The organism is Pseudomonas sp. rhizo66 (genome assembly GCF_031931925.1).
Lineage (GTDB): Bacteria > Pseudomonadota > Gammaproteobacteria > Pseudomonadales > Pseudomonadaceae > Aquipseudomonas.
In genome coordinates this window covers 45,053-65,552 of record NZ_JAUJWZ010000026.1, presented here as the reverse complement: position 1 = coordinate 65,552, position 20,500 = coordinate 45,053, and the positions used below count along the sequence as shown (strand labels likewise).

17 protein-coding genes, 1 tRNA gene and 1 pseudogene are annotated in these 20,500 nt (G+C 58.7%); 7 read left to right on the top strand and 12 right to left on the bottom strand.

Annotated features, from left to right (window positions below):
• Nucleotides 1-70: 70 nt before the first annotated feature.
• The 6 genes and pseudogenes from QZR14_RS25390 to QZR14_RS25365 all read right to left on the bottom strand — a co-directional run bounded on the left by QZR14_RS25390 (nucleotide 71) and on the right by QZR14_RS25365 (nucleotide 5,923).
• Entirely contained in the window at nucleotides 71-1,150 is a 1,080-nt protein-coding gene (locus QZR14_RS25390) for a hypothetical protein (protein WP_311998042.1), read from the bottom strand.
• A gap of 583 nt (nucleotides 1,151-1,733) precedes the next feature.
• Nucleotides 1,734-1,809, bottom strand: a tRNA-Phe gene (locus QZR14_RS25385).
• Nucleotides 1,810-1,913: 104 nt separating this feature from the next.
• Nucleotides 1,914-2,186, bottom strand: coding sequence for an oxidative damage protection protein (locus QZR14_RS25380; protein ID WP_016772129.1), 273 nt, complete (start codon nucleotides 2,184-2,186; stop codon nucleotides 1,914-1,916).
• On the bottom strand, nucleotides 2,183-3,250 hold the full coding sequence (mutY, locus tag QZR14_RS25375; RefSeq protein ID WP_311998041.1) for an A/G-specific adenine glycosylase: 1,068 nt from the start codon (nucleotides 3,248-3,250) through the stop codon (nucleotides 2,183-2,185). Before mutY ends, QZR14_RS25380 begins: the two co-directional genes overlap by 4 nt.
• Complete coding sequence (locus tag QZR14_RS25370) at nucleotides 3,247-5,472, bottom strand: AsmA family protein (protein ID WP_311998040.1); 2,226 nt, start codon at nucleotides 5,470-5,472, stop codon at nucleotides 3,247-3,249. Before QZR14_RS25370 ends, mutY begins: the two co-directional genes overlap by 4 nt.
• A gap of 78 nt (nucleotides 5,473-5,550) precedes the next feature.
• Nucleotides 5,551-5,923: pseudogene (locus QZR14_RS25365) on the bottom strand (acetyl-CoA sensor PanZ family protein).
• 224 nt (nucleotides 5,924-6,147) lie between these two features.
• Here QZR14_RS25365 and QZR14_RS25360 point away from each other — a divergent pair.
• The 6 genes from QZR14_RS25360 to hisF all read left to right on the top strand — a co-directional run bounded on the left by QZR14_RS25360 (nucleotide 6,148) and on the right by hisF (nucleotide 11,136).
• Complete coding sequence (locus QZR14_RS25360; protein ID WP_250602785.1) at nucleotides 6,148-7,812, top strand: OFA family MFS transporter; 1,665 nt, start codon at nucleotides 6,148-6,150, stop codon at nucleotides 7,810-7,812.
• A gap of 271 nt (nucleotides 7,813-8,083) precedes the next feature.
• Nucleotides 8,084-8,677: an imidazoleglycerol-phosphate dehydratase HisB gene (gene hisB, locus QZR14_RS25355; protein WP_007909204.1), complete on the top strand. Its 594-nt coding sequence runs from the start codon at nucleotides 8,084-8,086 to the stop codon at nucleotides 8,675-8,677.
• The gene (gene hisH / locus QZR14_RS25350; RefSeq protein WP_007909206.1) at nucleotides 8,677-9,315 is read left to right on the top strand and encodes an imidazole glycerol phosphate synthase subunit HisH; all 639 of its coding nucleotides are present in this window, start codon (nucleotides 8,677-8,679) and stop codon (nucleotides 9,313-9,315) included. Before hisB ends, hisH begins: the two co-directional genes overlap by 1 nt.
• Entirely contained in the window at nucleotides 9,316-9,576 is a 261-nt protein-coding gene (locus QZR14_RS25345) for a DUF2164 domain-containing protein (RefSeq protein WP_250602787.1), read from the top strand.
• A 42-nt stretch (nucleotides 9,577-9,618) separates the two neighbouring features.
• Nucleotides 9,619-10,356: a 1-(5-phosphoribosyl)-5-[(5-phosphoribosylamino)methylideneamino]imidazole-4-carboxamide isomerase gene (gene hisA, locus QZR14_RS25340; RefSeq protein ID WP_007909210.1), complete on the top strand. Its 738-nt coding sequence runs from the start codon at nucleotides 9,619-9,621 to the stop codon at nucleotides 10,354-10,356.
• A gap of 9 nt (nucleotides 10,357-10,365) precedes the next feature.
• Nucleotides 10,366-11,136: an imidazole glycerol phosphate synthase subunit HisF gene (gene hisF / locus QZR14_RS25335; RefSeq protein WP_311998039.1), complete on the top strand. Its 771-nt coding sequence runs from the start codon at nucleotides 10,366-10,368 to the stop codon at nucleotides 11,134-11,136.
• 53 nt (nucleotides 11,137-11,189) lie between these two features.
• Here hisF and QZR14_RS25330 read toward each other — a convergent pair whose 3' ends face one another.
• Nucleotides 11,190-12,707 carry a trypsin-like serine peptidase gene (locus QZR14_RS25330; protein WP_311998038.1) on the bottom strand — a complete coding sequence of 506 codons (1,518 nt, stop codon included), beginning with the start codon at nucleotides 12,705-12,707 and terminating at the stop codon, nucleotides 11,190-11,192.
• Between the two features lie 315 nt (nucleotides 12,708-13,022).
• On the opposite strand from QZR14_RS25330, the gene QZR14_RS25325 reads away from it, so the two are divergent.
• Nucleotides 13,023-13,778 carry a substrate-binding periplasmic protein gene (locus QZR14_RS25325; RefSeq protein WP_093430032.1) on the top strand — a complete coding sequence of 252 codons (756 nt, stop codon included), beginning with the start codon at nucleotides 13,023-13,025 and terminating at the stop codon, nucleotides 13,776-13,778.
• Here the strand turns inward: QZR14_RS25325 and QZR14_RS25320 are convergent.
• From QZR14_RS25320 to gpmI, 5 genes are all read right to left on the bottom strand, one after another.
• Complete coding sequence (locus tag QZR14_RS25320) at nucleotides 13,759-15,165, bottom strand: Vps62-related protein (protein ID WP_311998037.1); 1,407 nt, start codon at nucleotides 15,163-15,165, stop codon at nucleotides 13,759-13,761. The two genes, QZR14_RS25325 and QZR14_RS25320, sit on opposite strands and share 20 nt — an antisense overlap.
• 118 nt (nucleotides 15,166-15,283) lie before the next feature.
• A complete protein-coding gene (locus QZR14_RS25315) occupies nucleotides 15,284-16,060 on the bottom strand; it encodes a divergent polysaccharide deacetylase family protein (RefSeq protein ID WP_311998036.1) in 777 nt (258 codons plus the stop codon).
• Nucleotides 16,061-16,062: 2 nt separating this feature from the next.
• On the bottom strand, nucleotides 16,063-17,382 hold the full coding sequence (locus tag QZR14_RS25310) for a S41 family peptidase (RefSeq protein WP_007909222.1): 1,320 nt from the start codon (nucleotides 17,380-17,382) through the stop codon (nucleotides 16,063-16,065).
• A gap of 31 nt (nucleotides 17,383-17,413) precedes the next feature.
• The gene (locus tag QZR14_RS25305; protein WP_311998035.1) at nucleotides 17,414-18,700 is read right to left on the bottom strand and encodes a murein hydrolase activator EnvC family protein; all 1,287 of its coding nucleotides are present in this window, start codon (nucleotides 18,698-18,700) and stop codon (nucleotides 17,414-17,416) included.
• Between the two features lie 252 nt (nucleotides 18,701-18,952).
• On the bottom strand, nucleotides 18,953-20,482 hold the full coding sequence (gene gpmI / locus QZR14_RS25300) for a 2,3-bisphosphoglycerate-independent phosphoglycerate mutase (RefSeq protein WP_250602792.1): 1,530 nt from the start codon (nucleotides 20,480-20,482) through the stop codon (nucleotides 18,953-18,955).
• Nucleotides 20,483-20,500: the final 18 nt, after the last annotated feature.

The window sequence follows — 20,500 nt, the reverse complement described above, 5'->3', positions numbered from 1 at the left end:
CCCTTTTATAGTTATTGGCCAGTCATCCACATGACTGGCCATTCAACAGCCTTGTTTCGTTCTGCGAGGATCAGCCTTGTATCAGCAGCGGATCGTCTGAAATGACGATGGGAGATGAAAACTTCGACAGGCCGAAGATGCGCACCAGCACACGTCGGTTGTCTTTGATGACATCGCGACAATGCAAGGCCCGAACGTTATTGATCACCATGGCCGACTCTTGCGTCAGTGTGTATTGCACCGGTGTTGCTTTACTCACGCTTTGGCAAAGCGCGGAATAAGCCTCTTTTACAAAGTCCGAGGCGTTGTCGTTGACCGAAAAACGGTACGAATTGAATCGCGCAGCGAATCCGACGTTGTCATCGAATTCCAGAATCGAAACATTGCGGCCATCCTCGCCCTTGCCGTTGACGAAAGAGTCGCTGCGGGTGAACTGGAAGCTGCCCGTCGTCAGTGCCAGGCATCCGGTGACACCGATTTCGTCCAGCAGAGGTGGCAACGGAATTACCGAGGTGGGCTCCAGGCTTGGATTCCACAGGGCCGAGAGTATCAACGATGATGGTGAGGGCGAATGCCCGTCTTGTGCGTTCACCGCGCACCAGTACGGCGCTTCGGTGTGCGGGCCGAGCGCGAGGCCGGAATGGGAACTCAGTTCTCTGACTTCCGGCTCGTCATTGATTTTGGTCAGTCCGCCGCCCTTGAAGTTGGCGACGAGTCGGACCAGTTTGCCTTCGTTATCCATGTCGTAGGCAAAGGCGCTGTTATCCACCAGTTTCAACAGAATCTGATTGCGCGCCGCCAGGCAAAGCACGTCGTGCCGATGCTCCAGCGCGGCCAGATCGGGCAGTTCATCTGGAGGGTTGGTGGCGTTGATTTTCTGCATGCCCTCAAAAATCAGCAGGGAAATCAGACCGTCGGAGTAAGCACCAAGCAGTTCGGATTGATCTATGGAAAACGAAAACTTCAACTCGGTCGCTGCCAGCGAGGCTTTGGACTTGGCGCCAGCGGCTTGTGGCCCGCCCATGGCAGCCAACTCTTCAGAGAACGTGTGCAGCAGCTTGGCTTGTTGCGTATCAAAACTGAAAGTTCTGACTTCCTGATCAACTAAAGACTCAACGGTTTTATTAGTGTGTTGTAGGACTTCGGTCATTGTTTACATCCCTGTCGTATCGGCTCCCTTTGTGTTTTTTTGTGGGAGCTGTTGGCTGTTTCGTTGATGCAATGCGTGCCGAGCGCACGCACAGATCCGGACGTGGGCGAGTTGATACAGGTCTGGTTTTTTCGGGAGGGCGCAGGGGGCTGTGACGCGACAGTTCAAACAAGTGTTGAATGCCTCGTCGGTGTTTGCTGTCGCTTGCCTGACAGCTGAAACAACAGCAGATGACCTGCGCTGAGGTCTTGTCCTCCATGACAACTTTATGAGGGGGCTTGGTTCTGCGAGCGATCCTGCTCGCAGACGCAACTCTCCTGCTGCCAGCAATAACCTCGATAACTTGCGAGGGGGCGAGTGGCGGGAGTGCGTTATTTGGGTAATGCGTTAAATGCTGGTCATCAGGACTGAAATGCCCGAGGAACATTTTCGACAGTCAGCTATGACCTGTCGGAAAAAAGCTGGCTGAGCCTAACATCAAAATAATGGCCAGCAAAAGCATCGGCTGCGAGGTCGAAATATGCCTGATCAAATCGCAGGCATAAAAAAACCCTGAATCTTGCGATTCAGGGTTTTCGGTATTTGGTGCCCAGAGACGGAATCGAACCGCCGACACGGGGATTTTCAATCCCCTGCTCTACCGACTGAGCTATCTGGGCAACGGGGCGCATTAAAAGGGTTTTTCGGATTTACGTCAACGACTTTTTTAAAATTTCTTAAATTAATTCCGTCGCTTACGATCCGACCCCCGATTTTGCGGGGTTTACTCAGCAGGCGGAACGTAGCCTTCGGCCTTGGCGTATTCCTCGCCGGAGAAGTACTTGTCCATTTCGCCCTGAAGATATTTGCGGTCTTCGGCGTTCATCATGTTCAGACGTTTTTCGTTGATCAGCAGGGTCTGGTGTTTCTGCCAGTCAGCCCAAGCCTTGGCCGAGACGTGGTCAAAAATATCCTGACCTTTGGCGCCCGGGAAAGGGGCGCGCTCCAAGGCGGGCAGTTCTTCTTTGTACTTGCGGCACATTACGGTGCGGGTCATGGCGACTCTCCTGCATTCAAGACGGCGGCCGCGCGTTCGAGCAAGGTTTTGACCGGGGCGGCGAGGCCCAGGCGCGGCGGGGTGGCGAGGTTATACCAGAGCCAGTCGGCCTCGGCCATGTGATGGGCGGCCTCCTGGACCTGAACCAGCCAGGGTTCGATGGACAGCTGGAAATGGCTGAACGTGTGGACAAGGCTCGGCAACGCCTGCTGCTCGCCCATGGTCAGCGAATGCTGAGCGGCAAGATGTTGCAGGTCATCGAGGTCGTCGAGTTCCGGCAGGCTCCACAGACCGCCCCACAAACCACTTGAGGGGCGACGGTAAAGCAGAATTGCACCTTCGCCGTTGGCGAGCATCGGCATCAGCGTGCGCTTCTGCGGGATGGCTTTGCGCGGCTTGGGAATCGGGTAGCGGGTTTCCAGGCCAAGCATGTGCGCCTCGCAACCACGTTCCAGCGGACACAGCAGGCAGCTTGGTTTGCTGCGCGTGCACAGTGTGGCGCCGAGATCCATCATCGCCTGGGTGTACGCGTTGACCCGATCGTGCGGCGTAAAGCGCTCAGCGGTGGCCCACAGCTGTTTGGCGACCTTCGGTTCGCCGGGGTAGCCCTCTTGCGCGGTAAAACGCGCCAGCACGCGCTTGACGTTGCCGTCGAGGATCGGTGCACGCAGGCCCATGCTGATGCTCGCGATAGCGCCGGCTGTAGACAGGCCAATGCCCGGCAACTCCGTGAGCTTTTCGACATCACGGGGAAACTCGCCACCGTACTGGCTGACGACGATCTTCGCGGTCTTCTGCAGATTGCGCGCGCGGGTGTAATAACCCAGCCCCGTCCACAGGTGCAGCACTTCGTCTTCCGGCGCTTCGGCCAGCGCTTCGACCGTTGGCAGCGCGGCCATGAAGCGGTCGAAGTAATTGAGCACGGTGCTGACCTGGGTCTGCTGCAACATGATCTCCGACACCCACACCCGATACGGGTTGATGTCCTGCTGCCAAGGCAGATCGTGGCGGCCGTGGCGGTCGAACCAATCCAGCACCGCCGTGGAAAACTGCTCCGCTTTCATCGCTTGAACAGCCCCTTCAATGCGTTTTTCAATTCCGGGCTGACTTTGTCACCGAGTTTTTCGTCGATCTTTTCACTGAGCTTGTCGCCGGCCATTTTGGATGCGACCTGGCCGAGGCGCTCGTTGTCGACGCGGCAGGCCTTGGCGCCTAGTTCGAGCGGCCCACGGCAGCGCAGTGGCCACTCGACGCCGACGAATTTTTCGCCGACCTGGCACGCAGGATCCGGCATGGCGCTGGTGTCGCCCTCGACGATGATGCCGACGCGATAGTCCATGCCGAGCACGCGCAAGTCGATGTCGCCATCACCGTTGACGGTCATGCCGGGGATGCGCACTTTCAGGTCCGGATTGCTGGCAATGCCGTTGCGGAAAGTCAGGTTGCCCTTGAGTTCCTGGAATGGTGTGTCTTTACCGCGTGGTTCGCCGCTGAGGGTTTTGCGGTTAAGCGTGGCGATGCCTTTGCACAGTTGCTGTTCAAGGTTGGCGTTGAGCAGCACGCCGTTGTTGATCACGAAACTGGCGTTGCCATTAAGCGTGTCGATCAGTGCCTGCTGGCTGTTGCCGCTGCCGGTCACGTTGCTGGTGAGGGTCACCAGACCTTTGACGGGCGGGTTCTTGCCTTGGCTCTCCAGGATTTTTTCCACCGGAACCCGGTTAAGTTTGGTCTGCAGGTTCAGCACCGGTGCGCTTGGGCGCACGTCGAGGGTGCCGTTGGCTGCAAAACCACCGTTGTACAACTCACCACTCAGGTTGCTCAGGGTCAGCAAGCCGCCCTGGCCGGTAGCCTTGAGCGCTGCGTTCTGGATCGGCAGTTTGTCGAGGGTCAACTGGCCGAAGGTCAGGTCGGCGTCCACGTCGAGTTTGGCCAGGCGCTCGACCGGCAGCAGACGCTCGGTACTCCAGGCGGTTTTGCTCGGTTTGTCCGGCAGTGGCGTGGAACCGGCACCGGCCATCGCATCGGCTTCGGTGCTGGCGACTTCAGCCTGACGCACTTGCGTGGCACTGTTGGCTTGCGCCGATTTCGGTGGCAGGTAGCGGTCGACGTTGAACGTGTCAGCCTTGAGAATCGCCCGCAGCGACTGCTTGGCGAAATCTTCGACGGCGATGCGGCCGCTGAAGCTGCTGTCGTCCAGTTTCAGGTTGATATTGTCGAACGCGATGCTGGTTGGCGTGGCTGCCACGCGGCTGACCAGTTCGACTTTGCTCAGGCTGCCTTCGGCCATGGCCGGGAGTTTCTGGCCAATGCTGTCGACAAATTTCGCCAGATCGAACTGGGCGATAGAGAGGCCGCCAGTGATCTGTGGGGTCTTGTCGAGGTCGTTGGCTTTCAATTCACCCAAGGCGCGCAACTGGTTGGCGGAAATCTTGATGCCGGTCCATTCGGCGACGTTCGCCGCTTTGTCCAGCGCTAACTGGCCCTGAGCTGCGAAGGTCATGGTTTTGCCTTGCAACGGATCGCCAGCCAGTTCGCCAGACAGCTTCATGTCTTCGAACCTGTAGCGTTGCAGGGCGCGCTCGATGCGCAGTTCGCCAGTGAGCTCGGTACGCACGCGCAGGACCGGTTGGTTGGTGCCGAGGAATGCGGTGGCTTTCACCGGAATATTCGTCGAATCGTGGACCGGGCCGGTGCTCAGTTGGATGCTCTCGGCGCTGAATTGCTTGCCGGTCAGTTCGTCGTTGTATTCAACGCGGGCGTTGTTGACGGTCAGGCTGTCGATGTCGAGGCGGATCGGCTGTGGCGGTTTTTCCGCTTGGGCAGGGGCCTCTGCAGTGGCCGCGCTGGCAGGTGCCGGGCTGCCGGCAGGTGCGGCGGCTGCCGGCACCTTGCCGATGTCTTCCCAGTTGCCGTGGCCGTTCTTGTCGCGCTTCAGGCGCAGGTTCAGCCCTTCAACGCGCACATCGCTCATTTGCACTTCGCGGCGCAACAGCGGCAGCACACGCACGGACAGGCCGAGCATCTGCAGATCGGCATACGGTTCGGTCGGATTGATCAGGGTGGCAACGCTGGCCTCGTGCAGTTCCAGGCCGAGCCACGGGAACAGGCTCCAGCCGATGTCGCCATTGAGCGTCAGCTCGATGTGGGCCTTGTCGCGGGCTATCTGGCGAATCTCGTCTTTGTAATCGTTGGGATCGAAGAGGTGGGTCAGGGCAAAACCTGCCGCCACAATGATCAGCAACAATCCGAGAAGTACCAGACCCAGGATTTTGCCGAACGCTTTCATGGGCGAGTCCTTGTAGTTAGTCGAATTCGTAATTTAGCCGGGGAGTATAGCGCTGCAACTGCCCGCTTCGCTGTGACGTCATGTTGCCAGTACCTCCGGCGGGAGGTGTAACGTCGCTGCGCTTGCCTGGACTTCAGGATGCCCGGCAGGCGCCAGCAGACGCAGTTCAGCCCCCGCTTGCGACGCCATTTTCTGTGCTTGGTTCATCCGTCGTTCGGCAGCTGCCCGGCGACCGGTAACTTTTCGTACACATAAATGGGACAAGTACCAAGCGTCGTGGTGCCTGTGCAGGCGCGCGGCACCGAGCAGGCGGTCGTTGAAATGCCCGGCTATCAAACTCCACTCAGCGAGGGCGCTGTCAATCGGCTCGTCTTCATCGGAAAACGGCGCACCGAAAATCCTCCAGATCCGCATAATTGGCGGCATTCAGCGCTTGTACGACGCTCTGCATAGCCTTTTCCCGAGTGATACGAGATCAGACGACAGAAAAAAGGTGATATCAGTTTGGTTTTTCTGTCACGTGCAAATGGTAACCTTCGCCCGTTCGTCCGTCCTTCTGCGACTTAACGTCGCGCCTTCAAGGAGCTTCACCCAAAAAAACGGTCATGCCTGCGTGCATAAAGGCCGGGGGTGAACAGTGGCTGGCGAACCATACTAATAATTGGGGGATACACAATGAGTACGAGCATCACGGCGGACGGCCTCAAAGCCGATCAGCCCGCGTTCCTGTCCAAGGAGCGCATCATCGCCAAGCCCGGTTTCAACCGTTGGCTAGTCCCACCAGCCGCTCTGGCCATCCACCTGTGCATCGGCATGGCCTACGGCTTCTCGGTGTTCTGGTTGCCGCTGTCCAAGGCACTGGGCGTTACTGCTCCGGTGGCCTGCGCACCGGACATGAGCTTCATCGCACAAGTGTTCTCGTCGCAATGCGACTGGCCGATTTCGATGCTTGGCTGGATCTACACGCTGTTCTTCATCTTCCTCGGCTGCTCGGCAGCGATCTGGGGCGGCTGGCTGGAACACGCCGGGCCACGCAAGGCTGGCGTCGTGTCGGCACTGTGCTGGTGCGGCGGTCTGCTGATCTCGGCGCTGGGTATCTATACCCACCAGATCTGGCTGATGTGGCTCGGTTCGGGCGTGATCGGCGGTATCGGTCTGGGGCTGGGCTATATCTCGCCGGTCTCGACCCTGATCAAGTGGTTCCCGGACAAGCGCGGCATGGCGACCGGCATGGCAATCATGGGCTTCGGTGGCGGCGCGATGGTCGGTGCACCACTGGCAACCGCGTTGATGAGCCACTTCGCTTCGCCGACCGGTGTCGGCGTCTGGCAGAGCTTCGTGGCCATGGCCGCGATCTACTTCGTGTTCATGATCGGTGGTGCCCTGGCCTACCGCGTTCCGCCAACCGGCTGGAAGCCTGAAGGCTGGACCGCTCCGGCGAAGAAAGCCTCGAACTCGATGATCACCCACCGTCACGTGCACGTGAATGTGGCGTGGAAAACCCCGCAATTCCGTCTGGTCTGGCTGGTGCTGTGCCTGAACGTTTCCGCCGGTATCGGCATCCTCGGCATGGCTTCGCCACTGCTGCAGGAAGTGTTCGGCGGCAAACTGCTGGGTGTTGATGTGCCGTTTGGTCAGCTCGACGCCGGGCAACTGGCTTCGATCGCCGCGATTGCGGCCGGTTTCACCGGTCTGCTGAGTCTGTTCAACATCGGTGGCCGCTTCTTCTGGGCGTCGTTCTCGGACTACCTGGGTCGCAAAAATACCTACTTCGTGTTCTTCGCATTGGGTTTTGCCCTGTATGCGCTGATTCCGAACATGGGCCATCTGGGTAACGTTGCGCTGTTCGTCGCGGCGTTCTGCATCATTCTGTCGATGTACGGCGGTGGTTTTGCCACTGTGCCGGCGTATCTGGCCGACCTGTTCGGTACGCAGATGGTTGGTGCGATCCACGGTCGTCTGTTGACCGCTTGGGCTGCGGCCGGTGTGCTCGGTCCGGTGCTGGTGAACTACCTGCGTGAATATCAGTTGAGCATCGGCGTTGAACGCGCTGCCGCTTATGACATCACCCTGTACATCCTCGCTGGCCTCTTGGTGTTGGGCTTCCTGTGCAACCTGATGGTCCGTCCGGTGGCTGACAAATACTTCATGACCGACGCTGAACTGGCCGCCGAGCAGGCGCTGGGACACGACAAAGGTGCTGATGCCAGCACGGTTCTGGAGTGGAAAGCCGCACCGGGCAGCAAGCCGCTGGCAATCGCTGCGTGGCTGGTGGTGGGTATTCCGTTGGCGTGGGGTGTGTGGGTGACCCTGCAGAAGACGGCGGTACTGTTTCACTAAGTTCGTTTCTGCCTGATCGTTCCCACGCTCTGCGTGGGAATGCCTCCCGTGACGCTCTGCGTCACATTCGAAGCGGACGCAGAGCGTCCGGGGGCTGCACTCCCACGCAGAGCGTGGGAGCGATCATCGCCCTTTATGGCTTGTATGGACATGTCTACCCGCGACAGCCGGGCGTTCTATCCGTCAGCCATCTCACCTCTCGTGTTTCTGTTTGCTTCCTGCGTGCCTATAATGGCTGCCTTTTTCGCCCAATGATTTTGCGGAGCTGGTGATGGCCGAACGTAAGGCGTCTGTCGAGCGCGACACTCTGGAAACCCAGATCAAAGCCTCGATCAACCTTGATGGCACCGGAAAGGCCCGATTTGATATCGGTGTTCCTTTTCTTGAGCACATGCTGGATCAGATTGCCCGTCACGGGTTGATCGACCTGGATATCGAATGCAAGGGCGATCTGCATATCGACGACCACCATACGGTGGAAGACGTCGGTATCACCCTCGGCCAGGCGTTTGCCAAAGCCATTGGCGACAAAAAAGGCATCCGTCGCTACGGCCATGCCTACGTGCCGCTCGATGAAGCGCTGTCGCGCGTGGTGATCGACTTCTCCGGTCGCCCGGGCCTGCAGATGCACGTGCCGTACACCCGCGCCACCGTGGGCGGCTTCGACGTTGACCTGTTCCAGGAATTCTTCCAGGGCTTCGTCAACCACGCACTGGTCAGCCTGCACATCGATAACCTCCGTGGCACCAACACCCACCACCAGATCGAAACCGTGTTCAAGGCTTTCGGCCGCGCCCTGCGCATGGCCGTCGAGCTGGACGAGCGCATGGCCGGGCAAATGCCATCGACCAAAGGCGTTCTGTAATGCAGACGGTTGCAGTTATCGATTACGGCATGGGCAATTTGCACTCGGTGGCCAAGGCCCTTGAGCACGTCGGCGCCGGTAAAGTGCTGATCACCAGCGATGCGGCGGTGATCCGCGAAGCTGACCGCGTGGTGTTCCCAGGTGTTGGCGCGATCCGCGACTGCATGGCGGAGATCCGTCGCCTAGGTTTCGATTCGCTGGTGCGTGAAGTCAGTCAGGATCGTCCGTTTCTCGGCATCTGTGTCGGCATGCAGGCCTTGCTCGACACCAGCGAAGAGAACGATGGCGTCGACTGCATCGGCCTGTTTCCGGGCGCGGTGAAGTTCTTCGGCAAAGACCTGCATGAAGACGGCGAGCACCTGAAAGTCCCGCACATGGGCTGGAACGAAGTGAAGCAGAAGGTCAGCCACCCGCTGTGGCATGACATTCCGGACATGGCGCGTTTCTACTTCGTGCACAGCTACTACATTGCCGCCGCCAATGCGCGACAGGTGGTCGGTGGCGGTCATTACGGTGTCGATTTCGCTGCAGCGCTGGCCGACGGCTCGCGTTTCGCCGTGCAGTTCCACCCGGAGAAAAGCCATACCCATGGCCTGCAATTGCTGCAGAACTTCGCCGCGTGGGACGGTCGCTGGTAAATGGCTGCCAAGAAGTCCAGACCGCCGATTCTGACCCTCACTCCCGAACAGGAGAACGAGGCCAATCGCAAGATTCAGCGGTTCATGGAGGACCGTTTCGAGCTGGACCTGGGTTCGTTCGAAGCGGGGGAAATTCTTGAGCTGTTTACCCGCGAAATTGCTCCGCACTATTACAACAGGGCGATTTTCGATGTGCAGACCCACCTCAAAGAGCGGTTTGAAAGCATCGAAAGCGACCTGTGGGCGCTCGAGAAAAACTGATTTCCGAGCCAAGCTGAACATTCAAATTTGAAGGTTTGCCAGATGCTGATTATTCCCGCTATCGATCTTAAAGACGGTGCCTGCGTACGTCTGCGCCAGGGCCGCATGGAAGATTCCACAGTGTTCTCCGATGACCCGGTGAGCATGGCTGCCAAGTGGGTGGAGGGCGGTTGCCGCCGTCTGCATCTGGTCGATCTGAACGGCGCGTTCGAAGGCCAGCCAGTCAACGGCGAAGTGGTCACCGCAATTGCCAAGCGCTATCCGACTTTGCCGATCCAGATCGGCGGCGGCATCCGTTCGCTGGAAACCATCGAGCACTACGTCAAGGCTGGTGTGAGCTACGTAATCATCGGCACCAAAGCCGTTAAAGATCCGGCGTTCGTCGCTGAAGCGTGCCGTGCGTTCCCGGGCAAGATCATCGTCGGTCTGGATGCCAAAGACGGTTTCGTCGCCACCGATGGCTGGGCTGAAATCAGCACCGTGCAGGTCATTGATCTGGCCAAGCAGTTTGAAGCGGACGGCGTGTCCTCGATCGTTTATACCGACATCGCCAAAGACGGCATGATGCAGGGTTGCAACGTACCGTTTACCGCTGCGCTGGCTGCCGCCACCAAGATTCCGGTGATCGCATCCGGCGGCATCCACAATCTGGGTGACATCAAGTCGCTGCTCGACGCCAAGGCGCCGGGCATCATCGGCGCCATCACGGGCCGCGCGATTTACGAAGGCACCCTCGACGTCGCGGAAGCGCAAGCTTTCTGCGATTCGTACAAAGGCTGAGGACTGACCATGGCGCTGGCCAAACGCATCATCCCTTGCCTGGACGTGGACAACGGCCGGGTCGTCAAAGGTGTGAAGTTCGAAAACATCCGCGACGCCGGTGACCCGGTGGAAATCGCCCGTCGCTACGACGAGCAGGGTGCCGACGAGATTACTTTTCTCGATATCACCGCCAGCGTCGATGGCCGCGACACCACGCTCCATACCGTTGAGCGCATGGCCAGCCAGGTGTTCATTCCGCTGACCGTTGGCGGTGGCGTGCGTACCGTGCAGGACATTCGCAACCTGCTCAATGCCGGTGCGGACAAGGTGTCGATCAACACCGCTGCCGTGTTCAACCCGGAGTTCGTCGGTGAAGCGGCGCAGCATTTCGGCTCGCAGTGCATCGTTGTCGCCATCGACGCGAAGAAAGTCTCCGGCCCGGGCGAAACCCCGCGCTGGGAAATTTTCACCCACGGCGGGCGCAAGTCAACCGGCCTCGACGCGGTCGAGTGGGCAAAGAAGATGGAAGGCCTCGGTGCCGGTGAGATCCTGCTGACCAGCATGGATCAAGACGGCATGAAGAACGGTTTCGACCTCGGCGTGACCCGCGCGATCAGCGATGCGCTGGGCATTCCGGTGATCGCTTCCGGCGGTGTTGGCAACCTGCAGCACTTGGCTGACGGCATTCTCGAAGGCCACGCCAGCGCAGTACTGGCAGCGAGTATTTTCCACTTCGGCGAATACACCGTGCAGGAAGCCAAGGCGTATATGGCCCATCGCGGGATCGTGATGCGCTAGATTGCCGTCGGCGCTGTGGCGGGTTTCGCGTCTAGCGAAACCCGCCATATGGCTCATTCTGTTATCCGGGATTGCGTAGGCCGCAACTGATCAGCCCTGACCTCTGAGACACTCAGGTTTCGATCCATCGTATAACTGCATAGCGTCAATGGCAGTGCCTGGATGGGGATGTAAAACCCGTCGTCGACTTTGCTGTAGCGCTCGGGATTGATTTGCGCGCAATGGGTTGTTTCTGCGGGCCCCGTGTAGATCCGGGTCCAGAGATTGCGATCCGCCTCTTCACGGTATTTGATAAAGAGGTAATCGCCGTCAGGCTCGACTGTGAGCGTCGGTGCTGGTAATTGCACCGGAACCGGCGTGACGACTCTGGCGGCGAGAATCTGGGCGTTTCCAAGCAGTCCGCTATCGGATTGTTGATCGGTTGAGTTCACACCTATCAAACATAAATAATACAGGCCGGCTTCCTGGCCAATCTCTGATTGCAGGTTCGCATCGACTGTACTGATTGGGTCGTTGTATTGGTCAGGCGAATAACAAGCCTGTGCATGACGAACAGTCTTGAACCGGTAGAACCCGGTACTCATCGAAAAAGAAATATCCCACTTCGGTATTTGTTGTGCGGCACTGGCCGGTGCTTTGTGCAGTCCGATATCTGTAATTGCTCTTGAATTCAGTCTGAGCTTGAAGTTTGAGTTTGGGCTGACTGCGCAGGTTTCTTTGTCGAGGCTGAAGTTGCCATTGGTGAAACAAGTGGTCAGATAGTCGACAGGAAAACTCTGGCTCGCTTGATGCGGCAGCAAGGATTTGTTTAGGTTATCGCTACACAGTCCATGCCAGAAACACAAGTCGTCCGAGGATATGCCATAAGTGGTGCCGGATAATATGCCGGTGACTTCTCCTGTTGTCATATCGATCACCGGAGCACCTGAGGAACCAGGTTCAATACCTTTGCAGTTTTGTTTCTGGTAGTCGGTGTGAACGTTAAGATACTTGATCAGGGTGGTATGGGTCGGTTCTTGCGTACAAGTCGAAAGCCTAAGGCCCGGCGCAGAGGCTGGCGCGCCTACCAGGTTTACCTGACTGACGTTGCGCGGCGCTGCTGCCGCGAGTTTGAGCGGGGTTATTCCGTCTTTTAGCAGGCTGTCCAGTGAGGTGCGTAACTGCAATATTGAGATATCCGTACTGGCGAAGCTGGCCCAGTTGACCTTGTCGATGTCATAGCGTCTGGCGCCTGCGAGCGTGTCATGGAAAAAGTTGAATTGCATCTGACCTTGGTAGGCAACATCAGCTGTTGTGCCGACTTTTATAGACGTGCAATGCGCGTTGGTCATTATGTAAGCAGGCCCGGTTGCTTCTTTGCCCCTTTCGCGAGTGTCGATCAGGAACGCACTGCAGTAAGCTCTGTCACCTTTGAAAATCTTGCCAATACCATTCCAGTGATTAAATTCGCCATTCGCGTTACTTAACAGGATTGCCTCCGGTGCTTCATTCGGGAAACGCGCGCAGGAAATCAGAGGAAGTGTCACTGCTATAGCTGAACACGCAAAAAGTATTCTGGCTTTGTTAATCATGATCAATCCTTGATCGTGTTAGAAAAGTTAATGGAGTGGTTTTGAGTTTAATGTGTTCTGTGGCTAGGTGTTCGTTGGCTTATACGACTTGTTGTTAGTGCTGTCGTCTTCCAGTTTGTTATTTCATGTTGGTGGCTTCTGCAGGATTGTTTGATTCGCCAAAAAACTGCTCTTTCGCATGCGCTCTTTCTTCTTTGGTTTTCCAGCGCGTGCGGGTGCTTTTTCAGGAGTCAGGGTCGAAAACCATACAGGCCAGTGGACACCATGGCGCACCCAAGGCACTCTTGGGCACGCCATGGATTCCGGTAGCCCGACATGATCAAACGCCTGCTTCTTGTTCTCGCCAGCGCCTCGATGTTGCTCATCAACACGGCCCGCGCCGAAAACAGTCCCGACACCGATCTGGTGCTTCTCACCGAAAACTTCCCGCCGTACAACATGGCGAAGAACGGCAAGAATTTCGCCCAAGGCGAGAACATCAATGGCATCGCCACCGACATCGTGCGTGAAGTGTTCCAGCGTGCCGGTATCACCTACAGCCTGACCCTGCGTTTCCCTTGGGAGCGCGTGTACAAACTGGCACTGGAGAATCCCGGATACGGCGCCTTTGTGATGGCGCGTTTGCCGGACCGCGAAAAACTCTTCAAATGGGTCGGCCCGATCGGTCCGGATGACTGGATCATGTTGGCCAAGGCCGACAGCAAGATCACCCTCGAAACCCTCAATGACGCACGCAAGTACAAGATCGGTGCCTACAAAGGCGATGCGATTGCCGAGACACTGACCAAACAAGGTCTGAAACCGATAGTGGTGCTGCGCGATCAGGACAACGCGAAGAAACTGGTCAATGGTCAGATCGACCTGTGGGCCACGGGTGATCCTGCCGGGCGTTATCTCGCGCGGCAGGATGGCGTCACCGGTCTCAAGACCGTACTGCGCTTCAACAGCGCAGAGTTGTATCTGGCGCTGAACAAGGATGTCTCCGACGAAGTCGTCGCCAAGCTTCAGGCCGCGCTGGATCAATTGCGCAAAGAAGGTGTGGTGGACGAGATCATGGGGCGGTATCTGTAGCGGCTGGCAGCTCTGGCAACTCTGGCACTACTGGCGCTGCGCTGACTTCGTCGTCTGCCAAAGGCGCCTGCGCAATCAGCTCCACAACTGGCTCCGGCGCAGCAACGACAACTGGCTCAGGCGCAGGAAGGATAACGGCCTCAGGCTCCGTCGGCGCGTGCTGGCTGATGTGCAAGCTGCTGCCATCGGTGTAGCTGAAAGTATTGGTCACGGATGTGCCATCTGCGCGCAGCAGTCGGTATTCGCTCTGCATCAGATAAGCTGCCACGGACCTGTTTTTGTCCACGACGGCGACCACTTCAATCGCCGCTGCGTTGAGCCATTCGTTCGAGTGTATTTCACATTGGGTGAAGTCATGGTCCAGCCGCGCCGAAAACAGCAGTGGGTCTTGCAGGTTGGTCTGCCATTGCGCTCCGAACTCGACAGAAGTGGTTTGGGTGAATGCCTGCAGGCTTCCCGCTTGCTGCGCGCGTGGCGCTGTCCATCTGCAAATCCGGCTCTGGTTCTCGGTGTTGTTGGCGTAGCCGACGAGCAAGTACTGATCCGTGCGTTCCAGAAGGTAGAAGGGCGAGCGGCTGAGTTGCTCGAGACGGGAGAAGCGCGGATCCCTGATCGTGAACCAGGGCAGGATGGCGATGTAAGAAGGATTGTCCGGCGAAACCACAGGTGCCGGCGTTTCTGCGCAAAGCAAGGGTGCCATCGGGCGCGGGTTGACCTGAAGCCCTATCTTCAGGCGCAAGCAGTAGACCGGGAAATTTGCCGGTTTGTTGTAGTCGCTCAATCCGACAAAGCTGCCGGATGCCAGGTGGATTTCACCCGGTGCGGCGACGGGAGGAACGGCACTCCAGGTACTGACGCGCCGGCGAGCGCCACTACCCTTGTCGTCCCAGGCCAAGTCGCTGGTATTGGAGGCGATGACCAAGTCCTCCCGGACGCACCTGACAGCATTGAACGAGGGTTTTTCGTGGTCGCTCGAACACACCGATCCCAAGGCTATATAGCCTTCGGGGGGAATCGGTCGCCAGATCGACAGGTCTCTTTTCGAGCCTGAGCCAGAATCCTTCCAGATCAACTCGTAATCGTCCGGGCGGCGCAGTGCCTTGCCTTTAGTGGGGTCAGAGCTTGCAGTATCAGCTTCGCAAACGACTGCTACCACTCTGTTGCCGTTGATATTGCCGTGGCCTCTTGCAACGACGTCGCCCAAGGGGAAATAGCCTGGCAGCGCATCGGGAGCAGGGGTGGGGTGCCAAAAGGACGCCGGTTTTGCCCGTAAGCCGTCGGTGTCCCAGATTCGGAGATATTCTGTTGTGAAGCTGATCAGCAGGTTGTCGATTCTGATCGGTTCGATTCGCCCGGCAGGCGGGCTGATCGGGGTATTGGTTGTCATGGTTACTCCTGATAGTGAGAAGACGACTCGAGGCAGTCGTGACCTGTTGCAGGTCTCACTATCCGGAAAGCGGGCAGGTGTCTGGCGGTAACTATGTATTGAGCAACGTTACCGGGTATTACCGATAAACCCCGTCTTTACCATGACCGACCATGGCGCGATTGCTGCGCACGCTGATCATTTGCTTGATATCGATCCACTCGATGCCCTGAGCCTTAAGCTTCGGCAGTTCGCGCTCAAGCACCGCCAGTGTTTGCGGATACGGATGGCCGATCATCACCGCCGAACCCTGCTTGCGCGCCAAATCGATCGCGGTCTGCAACTGCGTGTAGATCGCCGCTTCGGTGCGTTCGTCATCAAGGAACACGTCCCGCGAGACACTGGCCAGATCGATCTTCTGCGCCTGCTGTGCGGCCACGGTCTGGGCGCTGGTGCGGCTGTCGACGAAGAACTTGTGCCGGCGCTGCAACTCACCCATCAGCCACGCCATGGCCACAGGTTGCGCGGTCATGCGGCTGCCCATGTGGTTATTGATGCCGGCGGTGTACGGGACCATTTTGAATGCGGCATTGAGGCGTCTTTCCAGCTCTTCGATGGGCAGTTCGGGGTGCCATGCATAGGGTCCGGTGGCCGGGTCCATCGGCATGTGCAGGATGACGATCTTGCCGGCGCGATGGGCCTCGCGGGCAAATTCGGTGGCGTGCGGAGTATCCGGCATGATCGCCGTGGTCACTGGGCCGGGCAGGGCCAGCACACGGCGATCCCGGGGCAGGTTCTGCCCCAGGTCGTCGATGATCAGTGTCAGGTAGGCGTTGTGTGGCTTTGGGCTGGCGGGCTCTGCGTGAGCAGCACCCGCCAGACAGCACAACAGAACGAAGACGAAACGCAGCGACATCCTCAACGGCCGGACGTGATGCTCAGCCCTTTAAGCAGGCTCAGGGCCTGGGCCAATTGGTAATCGTCATCCTGCGGCATGGCCTTGGCCTTGCCGCCGGAACCGCTCGGCTTGTCTGCGCCGCCGTTGCCGTTGCCCAGGTGACCTTGCAGATCGGCTTCCTTGAAGTAATCGCCATCGGCCTCGCTGGTGATCTTGGCCTTGCGCACTTCGATGTCCGGAACGATGCCTTGCGCCTGAATGGAACGGCCATTCGGCGTGAAGTACAGCGCCGTGGTGATTTTCAGTGCGCGGTCGTTGTTCAGCGGCAGCACGGTTTGTACCGAGCCTTTGCCGAAACTGGTGGTGCCCATGACTACCGCACGTTTCTGATCCTGCAGAGCGCCGGCGACGATTTCCGACGCCGAGGCGCTGCCACCGTTGATCAGCACGACCATCGGCACCGCTTCGCTTTCGTCTTTGCCGGTGGCCGAGAAGCGCAGTTCGGAGTTGGCGATGCGGCCTTTGGTGTAGACGATCAGGCCTTTGGTGATGAAGTGGTCGACCACCTCCACCGCGGCCTGCAACACGCCGCCCGGGTTGTTGCGCAGGTCGAGAATGATGCCGTTGAGCTTCTTGCCGTTGTCCTTGCGCAGCTTGGCCAGGGCCTTGGAGACCTCTTCGCCGGTCTTGACCTGAAACTGGGTGATGCGGATATACGCATAGCCGGTTTCCAGCAATTGCGCCTTGACGCTCTTCACCTGAATCACTGCGCGCGCCAGGGTCACATCGAACGGCGTGCCGCCGTCGCGGACCAGGGTCAGAGTGATTTTCTGGCCGATCTTGCCGCGCATCTTGTCCACGGCTTCGGTCATGGTCTGGCCGCGCGTTGGCTGGCCGTTGATCTTGACGATGAAGTCACCGGCCTGAATGCCGGCCTTCGACGCTGGAGTGTCGTCGATAGGCGAGACAACTTTGATGAAGCCGTCTTCCGCGCCGACTTCGATGCCCAGGCCGCCGAACTCACCGCTGGTGCTTTCCTGCAGCTCGGTGAAATCTTCAGGGCCAAGATAAGCCGAGTGCGGATCAAGGTTGCTGAGCATGCCCTTGATCGCGTTTTCCAGCAGGGTCTTGTCATCCACCGGCTCGACGTAGGCGGCTTTGATCCGGTCCATGACCTCGGCAAAGGTGCGCAACTCTTCCAGCGGCAATGGCGCCTTGGAAGTCGCGGCAGTGCCTGCCGGAGCGACGGCCGGGGCCGGTTGAGCGGCGAACGCCAGAGGCGCGCCGATCACCAGGGCGATCGTCAGGGCCAGCGAGGTAAGGCGGGACAAATGCAGCATGTCGAACGAACTCCTTAATTAGGCGGTGCGCTTATCCTTGCGCACGACACCATTGCGCCGGATCACTCGGGTGACCCTGCTGACGAATTGCGAAATACAGCGCTGGTGTGTCCTGGCCGCCACTGTTTCCGACAGTGGAGATGGACTCACCGGCTTTAACCACGTCACCGGCCGACTTGAGCAGCGTCTGGTTGTGACCATAAAGACTCAGAAAACCGTTGCCGTGATCGAGGATCACCAGCAGCCCGGCACCGCGCAGCCAGTCGGCGAACACCACGCGACCACCGTGTACGGCGTGCACCTGGCTGCCGGCGGAGGCGCTGATCATCACGCCGTCCCACTTGGTGCGGGCGTCGTCGCCACGGCTTTCGCCGAAGCGTGCCAATAATCGACCATCAACCGGCCACGGAAGTTTTCCCCGGGTTGCAGCAAAAGGGCCACCGAAGGTCTCGCCGCTGCTGGAAACCAGTGCGCCGGGAGTGGATCTGGCGGGCTTTCGTGGGGCGTCGCTGTTTTCAGCCTGCGCCTCACGCAAACGCTTTTTTTCTGCTTCCTGCTGGGCGATCAGCGCTTTCTGCCGCGCTTCTTCTGCCTCACGGGCCTGGCGGGCCAGGGTTTCTTCAATGGTTTTAAGGACTTTAGACAGGTCTGCCTGATCCTGCTCGCGGGCGGCGAGTTTCTGGTCGCGGGCCTTCACGTCATCGTTGAGTCTGGCGAGCACCTGCTGGCGTTCCTTGCGGACTTTTTCCAGTTCGTCGCGCTGGGTATCGAGGCTGCTTTTCTGCACCAGCAATTGCGCCTGCTGGGCGGCAATGTCTTTTTCGACATTGGCCAGTTGGCGCAGGGTTTCGTTGAAGTTCTTCAGCTGTTCCAGGCGGGCCTGGCTCAGGTAATCGTAATAGGTGAGGGTGCGGGCGAATTTCTCGGGATTCTGCTGGTTGAGCAGCAGCTTGAGGTATTCCTGACGACCGTTCTGATAGGCCGCTCGGGCCTGAATGGCGATCAGTCGCTGTTGTTCAGTGCGCGCGCTCTGGAGTTTTTTTTTCTCTGCATCGAGTCGTTGCAGCTCGGATTCGCTTTTCTGCAGTTCTTTCTGCAGCGCGTCGACCTGCTTCTGCAGCTTGCCCAGCTCGGTTTCAGTGCCCTTGAGTTCTTTCTGCACGCCGGACTTTTCTTCCTGGACTTTGCTCAGCAGCTTTTTCAGCTCGGCAATGTCCTGACGCGTGGCGTCCAACTGTTGTTGGGTTTGCGTGCGCTCGTCAGCGAAAGCCGGTTGGAGCAGGCAGGTCAGAACAAGGGCGATCAGGACGCGAAGCATAGGGGCGGGCGGCACCAGGGTAAGGGACGGCCTAGTATGCCCGCCCGAGGCTGCAAAAAAAACGCCCAATTGGGGCTGTGTGATAACTGGCTGTAGATACAGCCAAAAATAATCTCTGAAACGACCAAAAACCATTGTGGGAGCTGGCTGGCCAGCGATAGCGTCTGCTCATTCAACATAGTCGTTGGCTGTCAGATTGCTATCGCTGGCAAGCCAGCTCCCACAGGTTTTTGCGGTGTTTGATCTAGCGAATTACACCAGAATCGAAGTGCCGGTCATTTCCGCCGGTTTTTCCAGACCCAGCAGCATCAGCATGGTCGGTGCCACGTCCGCCAGTACACCGCCTTCACGCACTTTCAGGTCACGCTTGCCGACATAAATGAACGGCACCGGCTCGGTGGTGTGCGCGGTGTGTGCCTGGCCAGTGGCTTCATCGGCCATTTGCTCGACGTTGCCGTGGTCTGCGGTGATCAGCGCTTCGCCACCTACCTTCTCCAGCGCTTCGACAATGCGACCGACGCAGGTGTCGAGGCATTCCACAGCCTTCACTGCGGCGTCGAACACGCCGCTGTGGCCGACCATGTCGCCGTTGGCGTAGTTGACCACGATCACGTCGTAACGCTGGTTTTCAATGGCGTCGACAATGCGGTCGGTGACCTCGGGTGCGCTCATTTCCGGCTGCAGGTCGTAGGTGGCAACTTTCGGCGATGGAATCAGGATGCGCTCTTCGCCGGGGAACGGTTCTTCGCGACCACCGGAGAAGAAGAAGGTCACGTGGGCGTATTTCTCGGTTTCAGCGATGCGCAGCTGAGTTTTGCCGTTCTTCGCCAGATAGTCGCCGAGAACGTTCTCCAGGCTGCCCGCCGCGAACGCCGAGGGTGCAGGAATGCTCGCTGCGTATTGGGTCAGCATGACGAAACCAGCCAGTTTTGGCTGGCGTGCGCGTTCGAAGTCCTTGAAATCGTCTTCGACGAACACGCGAGTCAGTTCGCGGGCACGGTCGGCGCGGAAGTTCATGAACACCACGGCGTCGCCGTCTTCGACTTTTACCGGCTCACCGATGGTCGTGGCTTTGACGAATTCGTCGCTCTCACCGCGCGCATAAGCCGCCTCCAGACCTTCCTGGGCCGTGGCGGCGTGGAATTCGCTGTTGCCGTCGACGATCAGGTTGTAGGCCTGGGCGACGCGGTCCCAGCGGTTGTCACGGTCCATGGCGAAGTAGCGGCCGATGATGCTGGCGATGCGGCCCTTGCCGAGTGCCTGGAACGTTGCGTCAAGCAACTCGATCGACGACGCAGCGCTTTTTGGCGGCGTGTCACGGCCATCGAGGAAGGCGTGCAGGTAGATTTTTTCGGCGCCGCGCTTGAAGGCCAGTTCGGCCATGGCGATCAGGTGGTCCTGGTGGCTGTGCACGCCGCCATCGGACAGCAGGCCCATGAAGTGCACGGCTTTGCCGGCGGCCACGGCTTTATCCACGGCGGCGCAGATGGTCGGGTTCTCGAAGAACTCGCCGTCGCGGATCGCTTTGGTCACGCGGGTGAAGTCCTGATACACCACGCGGCCGGCGCCAAGGTTCATGTGGCCGACCTCGGAGTTGCCCATCTGGCCGTCCGGCAGGCCGACGTCCATGCCGCTGCCCGAGATCAAGCCGTTCGGCACGGTGGCCCACAGGCGATCGAGAACAGGCTTCTTCGCCGCAAAAACGGCGTTGGATTCGGGGCTGTCGCTGTGACCGAAGCCGTCGAGAATCATCAGGACCAAAGGTTTAGGCGTGGTAGTCATGGAATCCACTCGTGGCTA